The following is an 18,359-nucleotide window of genomic DNA, read 5'->3' as shown; positions in this document are numbered from 1 at the left end:
CTGATCTCAGTGTGCTGTACTAACAGTGCAATCCAATGGACTGAGGTGAACGATGACAGCGGTGGTCCTGGCGACGGCCTGTGCCCTGGTGTACGGCACGGCGGACTTCTTCGGCGGGCTCGCCACCCGGCGCTCGCAGGTGCTCGCGGTGGTCGTGCTCTCCCAGCTGGCGGGCCTGGCCCTGGTCGCGGCGCTGCTGCCGTTCCTGCCGGGCACGCCCAGCGCCGCGGCCCTCGCCTGGGGCATGGCGGCCGGGGTGGCCGGAGCCGCCGCGCTGGTGCTGTTCTACCGCGCCCTGGCCACCGGCGTGATGTCCGTGGTCGCGCCGGTCACCGCGGCGACCTCGGCGACGCTCCCGGTGCTGTACGGCCTGGCGACCGGCGAGCGCCCCCAGCCGGTCGCGTTGGGCGGCATCGCGCTGGCCCTGGTGGCGGTGGTCCTGGTGAGCCGGGACTCCTCCCCCGCCTCGGCGGGCCGCGCCTACGGCCCGATCCTGGCCGCGCTGGGCTCCGGCGCGGGCTTCGGCTGCTTCTTCGTCCTGCTCGCCCGCAGCCCCGGGGACGGCGGCATGTGGCCGCTGTTCGGCGCACGGCTGGCCTCGGTGGCGCTGATCGCCCTGCTGGCCGTGGTCACCCGCCGCACCCTGCGCCCCGGGAACGGCGGCGCGCTGCGGATCATCGTGGTGGCCGGGGCGCTGGACATGGCGGCCAACGTCCTGTTCGTGCTGGCCGAGCAGCGCGGCATGATCGCCCTCGTCGGCGTACTGGCCTCGCTGTACCCGGCGAGCACGCTGGTGCTGGCCCGCTACGTGCTCGGCGAACGGCTCAACGGGGTTCAGCTGACGGGGATCGGGGCCACGCTCGCCGCGGTCGCGCTGATCGCCGCGGGCTGATCTCCGGCCGGCCCCGAGGGGCCGCCGGCTAGGCGGCCTGGCGCTGCTCCGGGAGCCGGAGCGCGCCCTCCTCGTGGGCGTAGTCGGCCAGCATGGTGCGGAGCTGGCGGCGGCCGCGGTGCAGCCGGGACATGACCGTGCCGATGGGGGTGCCCATCCGCTCTGCGATCTCCTTGTAGGCGAAGCCCTCGACGTCGGCGAGGTAGACGGCCACCCGGAAGTCCTCCGGCAGGGCCCGCAGGGCGTTCATCACCGCGTTGTCGGGAAGCTGCTCCAGGGCCTCGGTCTCGGCCGACTTGAGGCCGGTGGAGGTGTGGGACTCGGCGGCGGCTAGCTGCCAGTCCTCGATCTCCTCGGTGGCCGAGAGCTTCGGCGAGCGCTGCTTCTTGCGGTAGTCGTTGATGAAGTTGTTGGTGAGGATCCGGTGCAGCCACGCCTTGAGGTTGGTGCCCTCGCGGAACTGGTGGTAGGAGGTGAACGCCTTGGTGACGGTCTCCTGCACCAGGTCCTCGGCGTCGGCCGAGTTGCGGGTCAGACGCATGGCGGATGCGTAGAGCTGCCCGGTCACCGGCACGACGTCGCGTTCGAACCAGTCCTGCCGCTGCTCGTCGGTTATCGAGATCATGTCATCCCCCTCGTGTTCTTCCCCCCATGACCGCCTGCCCCGGATGCGGCACAGTCTTCTCGACGGTCCGGCTCATGGTCCCATCGGCGTCGTAAGAGGGCCGTTAAGGATTCCGCACGGTCGAAAGGTCGATGGGTGCCCCTGCCGTGGGCGGATGCGACACGCCCTACAGTCGGACAAGTATCGTTATCGTAACATCCTTCACTCGACTTGACAGAGAATGTGTCTGGTATCACATAACACCTGGTAGGACTACCTTTGGGGGCATGCGATACGTGGACCGACACGACCCCGAGACCCGCTCCTGGGTGGCCGAGGCCATCCGCCTCGTCGAGGCCGACGCCAACCGTAGCTGCGACACTCATCTCCACGTCTTTCCGCTGCCCGCGCACTGGGGAGTAAACCTCTACCTGAAAGACGAGTCCGTCCACCCCACCGGTTCACTCAAGCACCGCCTGGCCCGCTCGTTGTTCCTGTACGGCCTGGCCGGCGGCTGGATCGGCCCGTCCACCACGGTCGTGGAGGCCTCCAGCGGGTCGACCGCGGTGAGCGAGGCCTACTTCGCCCGCCTGCTCGGCCTGCCGTTCATCGCGGTGATGCCCGCCTCCACCTCGCCCGAGAAGATCGCCCTGATCGAGTTCCACGGCGGCAAGTGCCACCTGGTGGACGATCCCGGGACGATCTACTCCGAGTCCCGGCGGCTGGCCGCCGAGACGGGCGGCCACTTCATGGACCAGTTCACCTACGCCGAGCGGGCCACCGACTGGCGCGGCAACAACAACATCGCCGAGAGCATCTTCAACCAGATGGCGATGGAGCCCCACCCCGAGCCCGCCTGGATCGTGGTCGGCGCCGGGACCGGCGGCACCTCCTCCACGATCGGCCGCTACATCCGCTACCGCCGCCACGCCACCCGGCTGGCCGTGGTGGACCCCGAGGGCTCGGCCTTCTACCCCTCCTGGTGCTCCGGCGACCCCGAGGTCACCGCCCCCGGCTCCATCATCGAGGGCATCGGCCGCCCCCGGGTCGAGCCGTCCTTCATGCCCGCCGTGATCGACCGCATGATCCAGGTCCCCGACGCCCGGTCCGTCGCCGCCATGCGCTGGGTCCGCGAGGTCACCGGCCGGGACGTGGGCGGTTCCACCGGAACCAACGTGGCGGCGGCCGTACAGCTCATCCGGGAGATGCGCGAGGCGGGCGAGCGGGGCAGCGTGGTGACGCTGATCTGCGACGGCGGCGAGCGCTACCGCGGCACCTACGCCGACGACGCCTGGCTGGCCGGCCGCGGCCTGGACATCGCCCCGCACCTGGCCGAGTTCCGCGCCTTCCTCTCCGGGTCCTGAAAGCCGGGTCCTGAAGGTCCGGGAAGGGGCCTCCCGGTGGGAGACCCCGAGAGGCCGCCTCCCCGGCGGGACCGCCGCGGAGGCCGTCCCGCCCGGGGCGGGACGGCCTGCCTGCCATAGGGTGAGCACCGCATGGACGGATCTTGAAGCGGCCGAGAGAAGGGGTGCGCGACATGTCACATGATCGTCCCGGGCGGACCGGGAACGCCGACGTCGATCGGCTGCTCGACGATTTCGGCGCGGTCTCCCGGCACTACGAGAAGATCTACGAGGAGCTCGCCGACCTGCGGGGACGCGGCGAGGCCGCCGACGGCCTGGTGCGGGTCGAGGTCGCCCCGGGCGGCGCGCTGCTCGGGGTGGACATCGACCCGCGGGCCATGCGGCTGGGCTCCGCGGCGCTGGCCGAGGCCATCATGGAGGCCTCCACCACCGCCACCGAGCGGGCCACGGCCCGGATGACCGAGGTGCTCGAGCCCGTCATCGGCCGGGCCAACGGGTTCAGCGAGTCGCTCCAGGGCAGGCTGCCGCGCATGGACGTCGACTCCTCGATCACGTCCGACCCGCGCGTCTCCGAGGCGCTGCGCGGCCTGCAGGAGTTGCGCGACAAATACGGGAGCTGACGCCCGGGCGGCCGGCGGGGCACGCGGTGCCCCGCCGGCCGCCGGTCAGATGCGGCTCCAGCCCTCACTGCCGGACTGCTGCACGCTGCGGCGCCGGATGTCGTCGAAGTCCGTCCTGCCGTCGGTGCCGTCGCTGTCCAGGTTGGCCTGCGGCAGCGGGAACTGGTTGTCCGCGCTCATCAGCGCCGACAGGTTGCCGAGGCTGAAGATGAGCGCCGCGGTCGCGCCGACGACCGCGTTGACCGCCGTGCCCATGAGGATGAGGCCGGACGAGTCCTTCGTGGCCTCGGCCATGCTCTGGATCGCCTTCCCCTTCGTCACCAGCGCGACGCCGGCGGGGGTGGGGTTGGCCGCCCCGATGACCTGCATGCGGCTCCCGATCAGCTGCATGATCTCCGAGGTGATGATGACGCCCAGCAGGGCGTTGATGACCGTCCCGGCGTTGTCGACGATCTTGTGGATCTCCGACTGGGCGTTCTGCACGGAGGTGGCCATCTGCGCGGCGGCGTTCTCCGTCTGGATGACCTCGTGGAAGACCACCGCCATGAAGCGGTCGAACGCCCTGCGGTCGGCCCCCTCGGGCCAGGCGTCCTGGACCGCCTTGAGCTTGGTGTCCCACTCCCGCATCCGCAGGTGCATCAGCTTGAGGTTGACCGTGCGCCAGTCGTTCCACACCTTGGTGATCTGCTCGTCGCCCCACGGCTGGGCGAGCAGCCAGACGGCTCCCGCACCCGCCGCCGGCTTGGCGAGCTTGCCCGCCAGCTGGATCTTGGCCATGGTCGACGCCCAAGCCGGCCCGTAGGTGCCCAGCGCCTTCATCCCGGCGATGACCGCCGTCTGGCCGATCAGGCCGGTGAGCGGCTCTTCTCCCGCCATGGATCCCTCCCCCGTCCGTGTTCTCCGCCTGCCGTCCGCAGCCGCGCTAGTCCGTCAGTCCCTGGTCCTTCTTGCGGGCCTCCGCCAGGTCCGCCTGGTCCTGGCGGAGCTTCGCCTGGAGATCGGCCACCTTCTGGACCTTGTTCTCCACGTCGGCGGCGGCCTGCAGGGCGGCGAGCTCGGCCGCCCGGTAGTGGGCCACCACGCTGAGCAGGCCCGCGTGGACGCCGTTGAGGCACGCGACGAAGTCCTTCAGCTGCCGGGCCTGGTACTCGCGGGCGGGGGTGTAGTTGCCGGCGACCGTGGCCGCGCCGATGGCGCCCCACTGGTAGGCGCTCAGGTGGGTCCCGTCGGCCAGCGTGCTGGCGTCCTCCGCGAGGGGCAGCAGCGTGGCGATCAGCTCGTCCGTCGCGCTCCTCAGCTTCTCCGCGTCGACCTCGACCATCCGCGTCGGCCTCCCGTTCTCTCCGCGATGCCCATGAACGGGAAGTTAATCAAGAGCAGACGGGAGAAGGCCACCCTTTTGCGATCTTTCATACGGAAAAGCCCGGCACCGCAACGGTGCCGGGCTCGTCCACGGGACGCGGTCAGCCGGCCTTGGCCGGGTCGACCTCGAAGATCTTCGCCAGGTCGTCGAGGACGACGTGGGCACCCTGGAGGCCGACGGCCGCCATCCAGGTGGTGTCGTCGACCACGTGCTGCTCGCCCTTGAGCTTGCCCCAGAGCGGGTTGGTCTGGAACTTCTTCTGGATCGCCTGGACCTCCGGGTCCGGGTAGGAGACGACGAAGATGTGGTCGGCGTCGAGCTGCGGGATGTTCTCCTCGCTGATCGGCACCATGATCGTCTCAGTGGTGGTCGGCTGGCCCTCGGGGCGCGGGAAGCCGACGTCCTTCAGCACCAGGCCGGAGTAGGAGTTCTCCACGTACAGGCGGACGGTCGGCTCACCGGCGAACCGGGCGACGGAGACGGTGGGCATCTCCCCCTCCTTGGCCTTGACGGCCTCGCCGATCTTGGCCGCGCGGTCCTCGTAGGCCTTGATCCGCTCGTCGGCGAGGGCCTCCTTGCCCAGGGCCCGGCCCATCAGCCGGAGGTTGTCCTTCCAGATGGCGCCGGTGGTCTCGCTGAACACCGTCGGCGCGATCTGTGTGAGCTTGTCGTACAGCGCCTCGTGGCGGATCTTCGCCGAGACGATCAGATCGGGCTTGAGCGCGATGATCTGCTCCAGGCTCGGCGCCTCCAGGGTGCCGACCGGCTTGATGTTCTGCGCCTGGTCCATGACCGGGGCCAGGTAGTCGGGGAGCTTCTCGTCGATGCCCCGGTAGACGGTGTAGCCGACGACCTCGGTGTCCAGCGTCAGCACCGCATCGACGAAGCTCTGGTCGAGCGCGACGACCCGCTTGGGCTGCGCCGGGATCTCGGTCTCGCCCATGGCGTGCTTCACCGTCCGCGGGTAGGACGCGCCGTCGGCCGCGGGCGCCGAGGGCGCCGCGGTGGTCGTGCCGCCCGCCGTACCGGAGGTGTCCGACCCGCAGGCCGCTAGTCCGAGAGCCAGTACGGCTCCCGCCACACTCACGGTCAGCGTACGTAGCGCTCTCATCTGGAGATCCTCTCAGGCAGGTAAGGCTAACCTCATTTAGCTTAGCCATGCCTAAACTGGCATACTCGGAGCGGTTCCGGCAAACGACCGGTGGACGAGAGGGGTGCGGGTGAGCACAGCGGTAGCCGCGGCGCGGCCGCCGTCCCCCGGTCGCGCACGGACGCTCCAGGCCCGCCGGGGACGGCTCCTGCTCGTCCTGGCCGGGCTGTCCGCCGCCCTCGCCGCGGCGGTCGTGCTGAGCATCGCGATCGGCGCCAAGTCCGTCCCGCTCTCCGGCGTCTGGCACGGGCTCACCGGGCCGACCGGCACCGAGAGCGACATCATCGTCCGCTCGCTGCGGGTGCCCAGGACGGCGCTGGGCATCCTGGCCGGGGTCGCGCTCGGCGTCGCGGGCGCGCTCATGCAGGGCCACACCCGCAACCCCCTGGCCGACCCCGGGCTGCTCGGCGTCACCCAGGGGGCCGCGTTCGCGATGGTGCTGAGCATCATGGTCCTGGGCGTCACCGGCCTCTACTCCTACGTCTGGTTCGGCATGGCGGGCGCCCTGGTCGCCAGCGTGGGCGTCTTCGCGCTCGGCATGGCCGGCGGGCGCGGCGGGCCCACCCCGGTCACCCTGGCCCTGGCCGGCACCGCGGTCAGCGCCTTCCTCTACGGCCTCACCTCGGCCCTCGTGCTCGCCGACGACCAGGCCATGGACGTCTTCCGGTTCTGGCAGACGGGCTCCATCGCCGCACGCGGCGCCGAGACCGCCTGGCAGGTGCTGCCGTTCATCGCCGCCGGCCTGGTCCTGGCGCTCGTCAACGCCCCCGGCCTCAACGCGCTCTCCCTCGGCGAGGACGTCGCCCGCGCCCTCGGCCAGAACGTCGCGCTGACCCGCGCGGTCGGCGTCGCCGCGGTCACCCTGCTCACCGGCGGCGCGGTCGCGGCCTGCGGCTCGCTCGCCTTCGTCGGCCTGATGGTCCCGCACCTGGTCCGTCCCCTGTCCGGCCCGGACCACCGCTGGCTCCTGCCGTACTCCGGGCTGGCCGGCGCGACCGCCCTCCTCCTGGCCGACGTGGTCGGCCGGGTCGTCGCCCGCCCCGGCGAGCTGGAGGTCGGCGTCGTGCTCGCGCTGACCGGCGCGCCGTTCTTCGTCGCCCTGGTCCGCCGCAGGAAGCCGGTGCGCCTGTGACCCTCCTCCCCGGCGGCGGCACCGGCGCCCTTCCCGAAGACCCCCCCGGCGGCCTCCGCGGTGCCCTTCCCGAAGACCCTCCCGGTGGCCTCCGCGGCAGCCTCGCCGAAGACCCTCCCGGCGGCCCTCCCCGCGGCGCCGAGGCTTCCTCCGCCCGCCTGCGGCTCCCGCGCGAGCGGCCGGTCCGCCTCGGTCCCGCCTCGTGGCTGCTCCGCCTGCGCTCGGCAGCCGTCTGCCTGGTCCTGCTGGCCGCCGCGCTGCTGCTGATGGGGCTGGGCATGCGCATCGGCGACCTGCCGATGACGGTGCCCGAGGTGTTCCAGGCGATCGCCGGAGACGGACCGGCCCACTTCGTGGTGATGGAGCTCCGGCTCCCCCGCGCGCTCACCGGCGCGCTGGTCGGCACGGCGTTCGCGCTGTCCGGCGCGATCACCCAGGCCGTCGCCCGCAACCCGCTGGCCAGTCCCGACATCCTCGGCGTCACCACCGGCGCCAGCGTGGCCGTGGTCGCGGCCATCGTGGCGGCGGGGAGCACCGCCGGCGGGCCCAGCGGCGCCCTGGTCACGTTCGGCATCCCGGCGCTGGCCCTGGCGGGCGGCCTGGCCGGCGCGCTGGCCGTCTACCTGCTGGCCTGGCGGGGCGGGCTGGACGGCTACCGCCTGGTCCTGGTCGGCATCGGCGTCACCGCCGTGTTCGGCAACGTCAAGTACTGGCTGCTGACCGTCGGCGACGTCAACGACAGCAGCCGCGCCATGGTCTGGATCAGCGGCTCGCTGCACGGCCGGGGCTGGGAGCACGTCCATCCGGTCGCGCTCGCCCTGGCCGTGCTCGTCCCGCTGACGCTGCTGGGCACCCGCTCGCTCGGCGCGCTGCGCTTCGGCGACGACACGGTGACCGGGCTGGGCGTGCGGATGAACCTCGCGCGCGGCCTGATGATCCTCGCCGCCGTGCTGCTCGCCGCGGTCGCCACGGCCTCCGCCGGGCCCGTCGCCTTCGTCGCGCTGGCCGCCCCGCAGATCGCGCTCCGCCTGGCCGGTACGGCCCAGCCCCCGCTGGTGGTCTCCGCGCTGACCGGCGCCGTCCTCACCACCGCCGCCGACCTGGCCGCGCGGACCGCGTTCAGCCCCGTCGAGCTGCCGGTGGGCGTGGTCACCGCCGTCCTCGGCGCCCCCTATCTGATCTACCTTCTCGTCCGCGTGCGCAGAGAGGCCCGTTCATGAGACTTCAAGCCGTCGACGTCAGGCTGGGGTACGGCGACCGCGTCATCGTCGACGGACTCGACCTGGGCATCGAGACCGGCACGGTGACCACGATCATCGGCCCCAACGGGTGCGGCAAGTCCACGCTGCTCCGGGCGCTGGGGCGGCTGCTCAAGCCCTCCGGCGGCGAGGTGCTGCTGGACGGCAAGCGCATCGACCGCATGCCCACCAAGGAGGTCGCCAAGGTCCTCGGCGTGCTCCCGCAGGCGCCGACGGCCCCCGAGGGGCTGACCGTGGCCGACCTGGTGGCCCGGGGACGGCACCCGCACCAGACCTGGTACCGGCAGTGGTCGTCCGACGACGAGTCCGCGGTGAGCGAGGCGCTGTCCATGACGGGCCTGCTCGACCTGGGCGAGCGCCCGCTGGACGAGCTCTCCGGCGGCCAGCGCCAGCGCGCCTGGATCTCCATGGCCCTCGCGCAGGGCACCGACCTGCTCCTGCTCGACGAGCCGACGACCTTCCTGGACCTGGCGCACCAGATCGAGGTGCTGGAACTCGTCCGCAGGCTCCACGGCGAGCTGGGCCGTACCGTCGTGATGGTCCTGCACGACCTCAACCTGGCCGCCCGCTACGCCGACCGGCTGGTCGCCATGCGCGGCGGCCGGGTCATCGCCGCGGGCGCCCCGGCGGAGGTGCTCACCGAGTCGCTGCTCTCGGAGGTCTTCGACCTCGACGCCAAGGTCATCGAGGATCCGGTCGCGGGCACCCCGCTGGTCATCCCCATCGGGGTGCGCCAGCCGGCGGCCCGGAGCTGAGCCCCCGGTCCTCTCCCACCGCCGGTCCCACCGGAACGGCCGGTTCGGGCGCGGCCCGGCGGACGCTCCCCGGCGAGACGCCGAAGGCCCGTTTGAACGCCCGGCAGAACGCGGCCTCGGACCGGTAGCCGAACCGGCGGGCGACGGCCGAGAGCGGCTCCGCCGTCCGCCGGAGGTGCTCGCGGGCCAGCTGTAGGCGCCATCGGGCGAGGTAGCGCATGGCGGACTCGCCGACCAGGCCGGTGAACCTCGCGGAGAAGGCCGAGCGCGACATGCCGGCCTCCCCGGCGAGGGAGGCGACGTCCCAGTCCCGTTCGGGCTCGCGGTGGATCAGCAGCAGCGCCCGGCCCACCTGCTCGTCCCGCAGGGCGGCCAGCCAGCCCCGGTTCGCCTCGGGCGACGAGTCGAGCCAGGCCCGGATCGCCTGGATGACGAGGACGTCGGCGAGCCGGGTGATGACGGTCTCCCCGCCCGGCCGCAGCGCGAGCGCCTCACGGGAGATGAGGTGGAGCGTGCCGGCCAGCCAGCCGGCGGCGGCGTCGTCCCACGAGTCGAGGTGCAGGACGTCCGGGAGCCGCTCGACGAGGCGCCGGGCCACCGCGTGGTCGGGCCGGACCACCCCGCAGGTGACGTGGGTGAACTCCCCGCCGCCGCCGTGGCGCATGATCTCGTACCGCTCGCTGACCTGCTCCACCGGTATCTCGAAGAGCGGTTCGGTCCCGGCCTCGGGACCGCTCCGCAACCGGTGTGGGAGGCCGTGCGGGACCAGGGTGAGGCTGCCCCGCCGGAGCGGGCGCGGCTCGGCGCCGTCGACCTCGAGCAGGCACCCGCCCTCGGTGACGACGTAGAACATCATGAGCCCCTCGAGGGACGGCACCTGGACGCCCCAGGGGGCGGTGAGCTCGGCACGGCAGTAGAGGGCGCCCGTGAGCCGGAGCAGGTGCAGCGTCTCGCCGAGGGGATCGGCCGGGGCGGGGAACTGGCGGACGGCGCTCGGCATGGTGCCACGGTGCCATTGATGTGACCGATCGTCCACGAAGCTGGACGAACGGCAAAGAGATCCGGACTTTTCTTCATTGGAAGTCCAGCCGATCCGCTCCAGAGTGGACTCGACATCGATCCGGTCGGATCGGACCCTCATTCAAGGAGCACGCGACCATGCGGCGACGCCCCGCCCTCGTCATCGGATCGACCGGCAAGACCGGCCGCCGGATCGTCCACCGCCTCACCGGGCTCGGCCACCCGGTGCGGGGCGCCTCACGGCGCTCCGACCCGCCCTTCGTCTGGGAGGAGCCGTCCACCTGGTCCGAGGCGCTCCGCGGCGCCGGATCCGTCTACGTCTCGTTCTTCCCCGACCTCGCCGCACCCGGCGCGCCGACCGCGATAGAGACGCTGACCTCGTACGCGGCCGACGCGGGCGTCGAGCGGCTGGTGCTGCTCTCCGGGCGGGGCGAGGCCAACGCGCAGCGCTGCGAGGAGATCGTCCGCGAGTCCGGTCTCACCTGGACGCTCATCCGAACGAGCTGGTTCTCGCAGAACTTCACCGAGGGCCACCTGCTCCCGTCGGTGCTGGAAGGCGTGATCGCGCTGCCGGCCGGCGACGTCGCCGAGCCGTTCGTCGACGCCGACGACATCGCCGACGTCGCGGCCGCCGCGCTCACCGGCGACGGCCACTCCGGCCGGCTCTACGAGCTCACCGGGCCGCGGCTGCTGACCTTCTACGAGGCCGCGGCCGAGATCTCGAAGACCGCGGGCCACGATGTCGGGTACGTCCCCGTCACCTCGGAGCGGTTCCACGCCGCCGTCGCGCAGAGCGCCGGATCCGACTACGCCGACCTGCTCACGAACCTCTGCGCCGAGGTGTTCGACGGACGCAACGAGTCACTCGCTCACGGCGTGCGGGAAGCGCTCGGCCGGGAGCCCCGCGACTTCACCGACTTCTGCCGCGCCGCGGCCGCGTCCGGCGTGTGGACCCGATGACCGCGCCCCGCCGGGAGAACGCCGACCCGTCCCGTACGGTCCCCGCCGTACCGGAACGACCCGCCCGCCGGAGAGGAGAAAGAAGATGCGGAACACGAGACCTCTGAAATCCATCCTGTTCGTGTCCGGCCTGGTGGTGATCGTGATCGGCACGGCCACGCTGTTCGCGCCCGTGGCCTTCAACGGGTTCAACGGCGTCGAGCTCGGCGGGGACGCCGGCCTGCTCAGCGAGGTGCGGGCCGCAGGCGGCGCCCTGCTGGCGAGCGGTGTGGTGATCATGCTCGGCGCGTTCGTCCCGCGGCTGGCGTTCACCGCCGCGCTCCTCGGCACCGTGACCTATCTCGCCTACGGACTGTCCCGAGTGCTGAGCATCGCCGTGGACGGGATGCCCGGGAGCGGGCTCGTGCTCGCGGCGGCCGTGGAGACGGTCCTCGGCCTGGCCTGCGCCCTCGTTCTCGTACGGTGTCTCCGCGATCCCCGCGGCGGTGCGGAACCGGACGTGCCCCCGCGCCGCGGCGCTCCGCCGACGTCGGCCCGCATCGACTGATCCGGCGCGGAAGAGCAGGCGGAGACCCGGTCCCGGGAGAGGGAGAAGGAAGGGCCGCCTCCCGGGGGTTCCGGGAGACGGCCCTGTCGTCCGTACGGGATCAGTCGCCCAGCAGCGCGTCCACGAAGACCTCGGGGTCGAACGGGGCCAGGTCGTCGGGGCCCTCGCCGAGGCCGACGAGCTTGACCGGGACGCCCAGCTCGCGCTGGACCGAGATGACGATGCCGCCCTTGGCGGTGCCGTCGAGCTTGGTCAGGGCGATGCCGGTGATGTTGACGACCTCGGCGAACACCTGGGCCTGGCGCATGCCGTTCTGACCGGTGGTGGCGTCGAGGACCAGCAGCACCTCGTCCACCGTGGCCTTCTTCTCGATGACGCGCTTGACCTTGCCGAGCTCGTCCATCAGGCCGGTCTTGGTGTGCAGGCGGCCGGCCGTGTCCACGATCACGACGTCGACCTTCTCCTCCATGCCCTTGGCCACGGCGTCGAAGGCGACGGAGGCGGGGTCGCCCCCCTCGGGACCGCGCACCACCTCGGCCCCGGCCCGGTCGCCCCAGGTCTGGAGCTGGTCGGCGGCGGCGGCGCGGAAGGTGTCGGCCGCGCCGAGCACCACCCGGTTGCCGTCGCCGATCAGGGACCGGGCAAGCTTGCCGGTGGTCGTGGTCTTGCCCGTGCCGTTGACGCCCACCACGAGGACGACGGCCGGGCGCTCGCCGTGCTTGGCGACCCGCAGGGTGCGGTCGGTGTCGGCGCCGATCTGGGTGAGCAGCTGCTCCTTCAGCAGGCCGCGGACCTCGGCCGGCGTCCGGCTGCCGAGCACCTTCACCCGGGTGCGCAGCTCCTCGACCATCGCCTGGGTCGGCGCGACGCCCACGTCGGCGGTGATCAGGGTCTCCTCGATCTCGTCCCAGACGTCGTCGTCGAGGCGGTCGCGGGAGAGCAGCTCCAGCAGGCCCTTGCCGAGGGTGCTCTGCGAGCGGGCCAGCCGGGCGCGGAGCCGTACCATCCGGCCGGCGGACGGCGGCGGGACCTCGATCGGCGGGGCGACCGGGACCTCGATCGGCCGGGCCGGGGGCGGGACGGTGGTCGTCGCCTCGTCCTCGATGACGGCGCCCCTGGACGGCGCCTGCCCCTCCTCCTCGGGGATCGGCGGCGCCTCCGGCGGTCTCACCGGCGGCGGGGCCGCCTTCCGCCCCTGTCGGAACAGCAGGAACATGCCGCCCGCCGTCAGCACGACGACGGCGGCGATGATCAGGATCAGGCCGAGATAGCTCTCCACAACCGCCTAGTTTCCCAGACGCCCGGTGATAGTCCGACCTTTCGAGGTTCGGGACGTTCCGTGTCCTTTCGACGCCGCGTCCTTCGCACCGCGTCCTTTCGGCACCGCCCGCTCCGGCACCCGCTCCGGCGGCGGCACCAGACACCGGCACCAGACATCGGCACCGGGCACCGGGCACCGGGCACCGGGCACCGGGCACCGGGATCAGGCTTCGGCCTTCAGCCGCTGGCTGATGACCTGGGTGACGCCGTCGCCGCGCATCGACACGCCGTACAGCGCGTCGGCGATCTCCATGGTCCGCTTCTGGTGGGTGATGACGATGAGCTGGGAGGTCTCCCGCAGCTCCTCGAAGAGGGTCAGCAGCCGCTGGGTGTTGGTGTCGTCCAGGGCCGCCTCGACCTCGTCCATCACGTAGAACGGCGAGGGCCGCGCCTTGAAGATGGCCACCAGGAACGCCACCGCGGTCAGCGAGCGCTCGCCGCCCGACAGCAGCGACAGGCGCTTGACCTTCTTGCCCGGCGGGCGCGCCTCGACCTCGACCCCCGTGGTCAGCATGTCCTCGGGGTCGGTGAGCAGCAGCCGGCCCTCCCCGCCGGGGAAGACCCTGCCGAAGATCGTCTGGAACTCCCTGGCCACGTCGGCGTAGGCGGCCGAGAAGACCTGCTCGACCCGCTCGTCGACCTCCTTGACCACCAGCAGCAGGTCCCGGCGGGTCTTCTTGAGGTCCTCCAGCTGCGAGGTGAGGAACGCGTGCCGCTCCTCCAGCGCCGCGAACTCCTCCAGCGCCAGCGGGTTCACCTTGCCCAGCTGCGCCATCTGCCGTTCGGCCGCCCTGGCCCGCTTCTCCTGCTCCTGCCGGTCGTACGGCGCCGGCTCGCCGTCGGCCGACGGGACCGGCTCGCCGGGGCCGTACTCGGCGATGAGGACGTCCGGCTCGACGCCGTACTCCTCCACCGCGCGGGTCTGCAGCTGCTCCAGGCGCAGCCGCTGCTCGGTCCTGGCCATCTCGCTGCCGTGCACCCGGTTGACCAGCTTGTCGAGCTCCGCGGAGAGCTCCCGGACCCGGGCGCGGACGGACCTGAGCGAGGCGTCGATCCGGCCGCGGGCCTGCTCGGCCTCGTCGCGCTGGACCGCGGCCGCGGCGATCGAGGCCTCCAGCGCGCGCAGGGCCGACTCCGCGCCCCGCACGACCGCCGCGGCCGCCTCCGCCTGCCGGCGCCGGCGCTCCCGGAGCTCGGCCGCCCTGGCGCGCTCCTCGCGCTCCCGCGCCGCCGCCCGCACCAGCCCTTCGGCCCGGCCCGCGATGCCCTTGACCCGCTCCTCGGCCGTCCGTACGGCCAGGCGGGCCTCCATCTCGGTCTGCCGGGCCTCCGCGCAGAGCTCGGCGAGCTCGTCGCGGACCGCCGTGGACGGCTCGTCCTCCACATCCGCGGCGTCCGCGGCGGCGGCCAGCCGCTCCTCCAGCTCCGCCAGCTCGGCCATGCCCCGCCCGCGCGCCTCCTCGGCGGCCCGCACGCCCTCGGCCAGCCGCAGGCACTCGTCGCGGGCGGCCTGCGCCGCCGCATCGAGCTGGGCGAGCCGCCGGGCCGCCGCCGCGGCCCGCTGGTCGGCGTCGCGCTGCCTGCTCCGGACCTGGTCCAGCGCGGCCTGCGCCGCGTTGACCCCGGCCTGGGCGGTCTGCACGCCCGTCTGGGCCTCCGCCGCCCGGGCGCGCGCGGCCTCCACGGCGAGCCGCGCCTCCTCCTCGGCCTGCGCCGCCTCCTCCATGACCGCCGCGGCCCGCTCGGCCGCCACCCGGGCCCCGGCCAGGTCGGACGCGGCCTCGTCCAGCGCGGCCCGCACCGCCAGGGCCGACGATCCCGGCTCGGAACCACCCCGGGCCGCGTAGGCGCCCAGCACGTCGCCGGAACGGGTGACGGCCCGCAGTCCGGGGCGCTGCTCGACCGCCTTCCCGGCCGTCTGCAGGTCGTCGACGACGAGCACGTCCGTCAGCAGCGCGGCGACGGCCGCCCGCAGCTCCTCCGGAGCGTCCACCAGGTCGGCGGCCCACTCCGCGCCCGCCACCGGCACCGGACCGGCCGGCGGGCAGGGTCCCTCGGCGGCGATGACCAGGGACGCCTGCCCCTGACCGGTGGCCCGCAGAAGCTCCATGGCGTCCACCGCGGACTGGAGCGACCCCACCGCGACGGCCTCGGCCGCGGCGCCGAGCACCGCGGCCACGGCCGCCTCCGCGCCCGGGCGGACGGTCAGCAGCGTGGCGACCGGGCCGAGCACCCCGGTGCCGGGTCCACCGGCGGCCAGCAGCGCCGCACCGCCGTCCGTGCCCTTGGCCAGGCTCAGCTCCAGCGCCTCGAACCTCGCCTCCAGCGCGGCGACCTGGCGCTGCGCCTCCTGGTCGGCGGTGCGCGCGGCCGCCAGGGCGGCTCCGGCCGCGCTCAGCGCCGCGTTCGGCCCCCCGACGGCCGCCCGGGCCTCATCGGCCGCGGCCTTGGCCGCCTCGACCGCCAGTCCGGCCGATTCCACGGCCTCCAGCGCGATCTCCAGCTCCTCGGCCAGCGCGGGGTCGGCCGTCGGATCGGCCTGCTCCTGGCCGTCGCGCTCGGCCCGGGCCAGCTCGGCCCGGTGCTCGGCCTCGGTGAGCGAGCGGGTCAGCCGGCCGATCTCCTCGGCGGCCGCCTCGGTACGGCTGCGCGCCGCGCCGACCTGCCCCCGGAGCCGGGCCAGTCCCTCGCGCCGGTCGGCCGCGGCGCGCGCCTCGGCGGCCAGTCTCCGCTCCTCCGCGGCGAGCGCGCCCTCGGCCTCGGCCCGCCGGGCCACCTCCCGGGCCAGCGCCTCCTGCTCCTGCTCCAGCAGCTCGGCCAGGACCCGCTCCTGCTCGCGGACCTCCTCCGCCTCGCGCTCGAGGTCCTCCGGATCACGTCCGCGCCGTTCCACGCCCGTGTCGGCGGCGTGCCGGTGCCGCTCGGCGGCCAGCCCGGCCAGGCCCCGCAGCCGGTCGCGGATCGAGGAGAGCCGGAAGTAGGTCTCCTGCGCGGCGGCCAGGCGCGGCTGGGCCTCGGCCTCGGCGGCCTCCAGCTCGGTCTCGTCGCGCTGGCCCTGCTCCAGCTCCGCCTCCACGGCTCTGCGGCGCGCCAGGACCGCGGCCTCGTCTGCGGCCTCACGCTCCAGCGCGGTCCGCAGGGTGAGCACGTCGTCGGCGAGCAGGCGCAGCCGCGCGTCCCGGAGGTCGGCCTGGATCACGGCGGCCCTGCGGGCGATCTCCGCCTGGCGGCCCAGCGGCTTGAGCTGGCGGCGCAGCTCGGTGGTGAGGTCCTGGACGCGGGTCATATTGGCCTGCATCGCGTCCAGTTTGCGCAGCGCCTTCTCCTTGCGCTTGCGATGCTTCAGGACGCCGGCGGCCTCCTCGATGAACGCCCTGCGGTCCTCGGGGCCGGCGTGCAGGACCTGGTCGAGCTGGCCCTGGCCGACGATGACGTGCATCTCGCGGCCGATCCCGGAGTCCGACAGCAGCTCCTGGATGTCGAGGAGACGGCAGGTGTCGCCGTTGATGGCGTACTCGCTCTGGCCGCCCCGGAACATCAGGCGGCTGATGGTGACCTCGGTGTAGTCGATCGGCAGGGCGCCGTCGGTGTTGTCGATGGTGAGCGTCACCTCGGCGCGGCCCAGCGGGGCCCGCGAGGAGGTCCCGGCGAAGATGACGTCCTCCATCTTGCCGCCGCGCAGGGACTTGGCGCTGTGCTCGCCCATGACCCAGGCCAGGGCGTCGACCACGTTGGACTTGCCCGAGCCGTTGGGGCCGACGACGGCGGTGATGCCCGGCTCGAAGCGGAGCGTGGTCGCCGAGGCGAAGGACTTGAAGCCGCGCAGGGTGAGAGTCTTCAAATACATGGAAACCCCCTCGTCCCTGGTCTGCGCGGATCATCGGCCGGAGGTCCCGGTGCGGAGGCCGGGTCGGCGCCCCGGCGTCCCCGGGACCTCGCGGGACCTCGCGGGGCCACACGGAGCCACGGCACCGGCACCCGATCCGGGCCGGCGGCGGGCCCTTAGCGGGGAAGACTACCGTTCTTCGCCCGCGCCCGCCCATGCACGGCTTATGGTGCCCTGCATGGACGTGGAGCGCGGCGAGCGGGGAGCGCCACTACCCCCCCAGAACAGGGAAAATCCGCTTAGAAGACGAAGTTTTATGATCACCGGCGGCTTGGCGCTGCTCGGCCTCGGCGCCACCGCCGTGATGGCCGGGCCGGACGGCGTCCGGAAGGCCTACGGGCAGATCAGGTGCGGCAGGATGCCCGACCCTCCCGAGGTGCCGCCGGGCACGCTGCAGCGCAGCACGATGGACGACCGCAGGGTGGTGATCGGCATCCCTCCGGCCACCCGGGGCAGGATCCCGGTGGTGGTCATGCTGCACGGGGCCGCGGGTGACGCGCTGACCCCGTTCGAGCTCTACGCGGTGGACCGCTATCTGGCAGCGGGGGGCGCGCGCTTCGCGGTGGCCTCGATCGACGACTGGCCCTCGGCGGACATCGAGGGGCGGCTCCTGCCCTACCTGCGCGACTGCGGACTGGACACCGACCGGATCGGGCTGATGGGCTGGTCGGCCGGGGGTGCCGGAGCGCTCCGCCTCGCCGCCGAGCTGGGCGAGAAGAAGGTGGCCGTGGTCGTGGCGGTCGCACCGGCCATCACGACGGCGCAGGCGCCGCTGCGCGAGCTGGTGGACATCCCCGTCTGGCTGGGCTGCGGCGACCGCGACGGCTGGGCCAGGCAGACCGAGACGATGCTGAAAGGCCTGAGGGCACTGGGCGCGACGGCCGAGGGCGGGATCTCCGGCGGATGCCACAACGCGGCCTACCGCCGCCGGGTCCTGCCCGAGCAACTGGCCTTCGTCTCACGCCACATCCACCTCCGAGAAGGCGGATGATGGAGGGAAATGACAAGGGACGCCCCGTTGAGGCGTCCCTGGACAGGTGTTGCTCCGCGCCGGCCTCGGGAACCCGTCCCTGAACCCCGCACATCCGCGCCGGATCCGACTCGGATCCGCCGCCCCGACGGGCGAAGGTTCAGGAGAAGGGCCCTAGGTGAGAGCCGGCTCGCGATCCTGCAGGCGGGGGAACGCCTCTTCGCGGTTGCCTGCCGCGAGTTCGTCGTTCTGGGCCTGGAGCCGGGTGAGCTCTGCCTCGAGGTCGCGGATGCGCTGCTGAAGGCGACGCATTTCCGAGACCATCCGAGGGTCAGGACCGCCGACGTGGCCGAGTAGAGCCTTCGCCATGGTTAAGGGTCCTCCACGCTGAGTGACCAGACTGGTTCGCGCACTTCTTGCCGCGGGAGGGGTGCGCGTGGTTCCTATCAAGAGTCGCACCGGTGAGGGAGACGGTCAAGTTGAACACTCCGCATGGATGCACCTGTGGACACTCTCG

At 73.0% G+C, this 18,359-nt stretch carries 17 protein-coding genes; 9 read left to right on the top strand and 8 right to left on the bottom strand.

Annotated features, from left to right (window positions below; all coding sequences use genetic code 11):
• Positions 1 to 52 precede the first annotated feature (52 nt).
• Complete coding sequence (locus tag IEZ07_RS04255; RefSeq protein ID WP_191893578.1) at positions 53 to 892, top strand: EamA family transporter; 840 nt, start codon at positions 53 to 55, stop codon at positions 890 to 892.
• Between the two features lie 28 nt (positions 893 to 920).
• On the opposite strand, the gene IEZ07_RS04250 is transcribed toward IEZ07_RS04255, so the two are convergent.
• Positions 921 to 1,517 carry a sigma-70 family RNA polymerase sigma factor gene (locus IEZ07_RS04250; RefSeq protein ID WP_068897556.1) on the bottom strand — a complete coding sequence of 199 codons (597 nt, stop codon included), beginning with the start codon at positions 1,515 to 1,517 and terminating at the stop codon, positions 921 to 923.
• 266 nt (positions 1,518 to 1,783) lie between these two features.
• Here IEZ07_RS04250 and cds1 point away from each other — a divergent pair, with 266 nt between their 5' ends.
• A complete protein-coding gene (gene cds1 / locus IEZ07_RS04245; protein WP_191893577.1) occupies positions 1,784 to 2,860 on the top strand; it encodes an L-cysteine desulfhydrase Cds1 in 1,077 nt (358 codons plus the stop codon).
• Between the two features lie 173 nt (positions 2,861 to 3,033).
• Positions 3,034 to 3,480 (top strand): YbaB/EbfC family nucleoid-associated protein, encoded by a 447-nt coding sequence (locus IEZ07_RS04240; RefSeq protein ID WP_191893576.1) that lies wholly within the window; start codon positions 3,034 to 3,036, stop codon positions 3,478 to 3,480.
• A 45-nt stretch (positions 3,481 to 3,525) separates the two neighbouring features.
• Here the strand turns inward: IEZ07_RS04240 and IEZ07_RS04235 are convergent, their stop codons facing one another.
• The 3 genes from IEZ07_RS04235 to IEZ07_RS04225 form a co-directional block, all read right to left on the bottom strand.
• Positions 3,526 to 4,356 carry a hypothetical protein gene (locus IEZ07_RS04235; protein WP_191893575.1) on the bottom strand — a complete coding sequence of 277 codons (831 nt, stop codon included), beginning with the start codon at positions 4,354 to 4,356 and terminating at the stop codon, positions 3,526 to 3,528.
• 46 nt (positions 4,357 to 4,402) lie between these two features.
• Positions 4,403 to 4,801, bottom strand: a complete 399-nt coding sequence (locus tag IEZ07_RS04230; RefSeq protein WP_068897560.1) for a hypothetical protein — start codon at positions 4,799 to 4,801, stop codon at positions 4,403 to 4,405.
• Between the two features lie 142 nt (positions 4,802 to 4,943).
• Positions 4,944 to 5,954: an ABC transporter substrate-binding protein gene (locus IEZ07_RS04225; RefSeq protein WP_191893574.1), complete on the bottom strand. Its 1,011-nt coding sequence runs from the start codon at positions 5,952 to 5,954 to the stop codon at positions 4,944 to 4,946.
• Between the two features lie 109 nt (positions 5,955 to 6,063).
• Between IEZ07_RS04225 and IEZ07_RS04220 the strand changes: the two genes are divergently transcribed.
• From IEZ07_RS04220 to IEZ07_RS04210, 3 genes are read left to right on the top strand one after another with little or no spacing between them, the layout of a single operon-like run.
• Positions 6,064 to 7,125: a FecCD family ABC transporter permease gene (locus IEZ07_RS04220; protein ID WP_191893573.1), complete on the top strand. Its 1,062-nt coding sequence runs from the start codon at positions 6,064 to 6,066 to the stop codon at positions 7,123 to 7,125.
• The gene (locus IEZ07_RS04215; RefSeq protein WP_239319444.1) at positions 7,122 to 8,345 is read left to right on the top strand and encodes a FecCD family ABC transporter permease; all 1,224 of its coding nucleotides are present in this window, start codon (positions 7,122 to 7,124) and stop codon (positions 8,343 to 8,345) included. The genes IEZ07_RS04220 and IEZ07_RS04215 overlap by 4 nt, the downstream gene beginning before the upstream one ends.
• A complete protein-coding gene (locus tag IEZ07_RS04210; RefSeq protein ID WP_068897562.1) occupies positions 8,342 to 9,139 on the top strand; it encodes an ABC transporter ATP-binding protein in 798 nt (265 codons plus the stop codon). The genes IEZ07_RS04215 and IEZ07_RS04210 overlap by 4 nt, the downstream gene beginning before the upstream one ends.
• Here the strand turns inward: IEZ07_RS04210 and IEZ07_RS04205 are convergent.
• Positions 9,099 to 10,139, bottom strand: a complete 1,041-nt coding sequence (locus tag IEZ07_RS04205; protein WP_191893572.1) for an AraC family transcriptional regulator — start codon at positions 10,137 to 10,139, stop codon at positions 9,099 to 9,101. The genes IEZ07_RS04210 and IEZ07_RS04205 overlap by 41 nt on opposite strands.
• A 158-nt stretch (positions 10,140 to 10,297) precedes the next feature.
• On the opposite strand from IEZ07_RS04205, the gene IEZ07_RS04200 reads away from it, so the two are divergent.
• Together IEZ07_RS04200 and IEZ07_RS04195 are read left to right on the top strand one after the other, a co-directional pair.
• On the top strand, positions 10,298 to 11,119 hold the full coding sequence (locus IEZ07_RS04200; protein ID WP_191893571.1) for a Rossmann-fold NAD(P)-binding domain-containing protein: 822 nt from the start codon (positions 10,298 to 10,300) through the stop codon (positions 11,117 to 11,119).
• A gap of 85 nt (positions 11,120 to 11,204) precedes the next feature.
• Positions 11,205 to 11,666: a DUF4345 domain-containing protein gene (locus tag IEZ07_RS04195; protein WP_191893570.1), complete on the top strand. Its 462-nt coding sequence runs from the start codon at positions 11,205 to 11,207 to the stop codon at positions 11,664 to 11,666.
• 100 nt (positions 11,667 to 11,766) lie between these two features.
• Here IEZ07_RS04195 and ftsY read toward each other — a convergent pair whose 3' ends face one another.
• Entirely contained in the window at positions 11,767 to 12,945 is a 1,179-nt protein-coding gene (gene ftsY / locus IEZ07_RS04190; RefSeq protein WP_191893569.1) for a signal recognition particle-docking protein FtsY, read from the bottom strand.
• 204 nt (positions 12,946 to 13,149) lie between these two features.
• Positions 13,150 to 16,833: a chromosome segregation protein SMC gene (gene smc, locus IEZ07_RS04185; RefSeq protein ID WP_191893568.1), complete on the bottom strand. Its 3,684-nt coding sequence runs from the start codon at positions 16,831 to 16,833 to the stop codon at positions 13,150 to 13,152.
• Positions 16,834 to 17,143: 310 nt separating this feature from the next.
• Between smc and IEZ07_RS04180 the strand changes: the two genes are divergently transcribed.
• Positions 17,144 to 17,863: an alpha/beta hydrolase gene (locus tag IEZ07_RS04180; RefSeq protein ID WP_153054275.1), complete on the top strand. Its 720-nt coding sequence runs from the start codon at positions 17,144 to 17,146 to the stop codon at positions 17,861 to 17,863.
• Positions 17,864 to 18,016: 153 nt separating this feature from the next.
• Here the strand turns inward: IEZ07_RS04180 and IEZ07_RS04175 are convergent, their stop codons facing one another.
• A complete protein-coding gene (locus IEZ07_RS04175) occupies positions 18,017 to 18,211 on the bottom strand; it encodes a hypothetical protein (protein ID WP_068897566.1) in 195 nt (64 codons plus the stop codon).
• Positions 18,212 to 18,359 lie beyond the last annotated feature (148 nt).

Origin of the sequence: Planomonospora parontospora (assembly GCA_014647935.1) — a bacterium.
Taxonomy (GTDB): Bacteria; Actinomycetota; Actinomycetes; order Streptosporangiales; family Streptosporangiaceae; genus Planomonospora; species Planomonospora parontospora.
The sequence above is the reverse complement of the archived record's forward strand: the minus strand, read 5'-3'. Positions and strand labels throughout refer to the sequence as shown.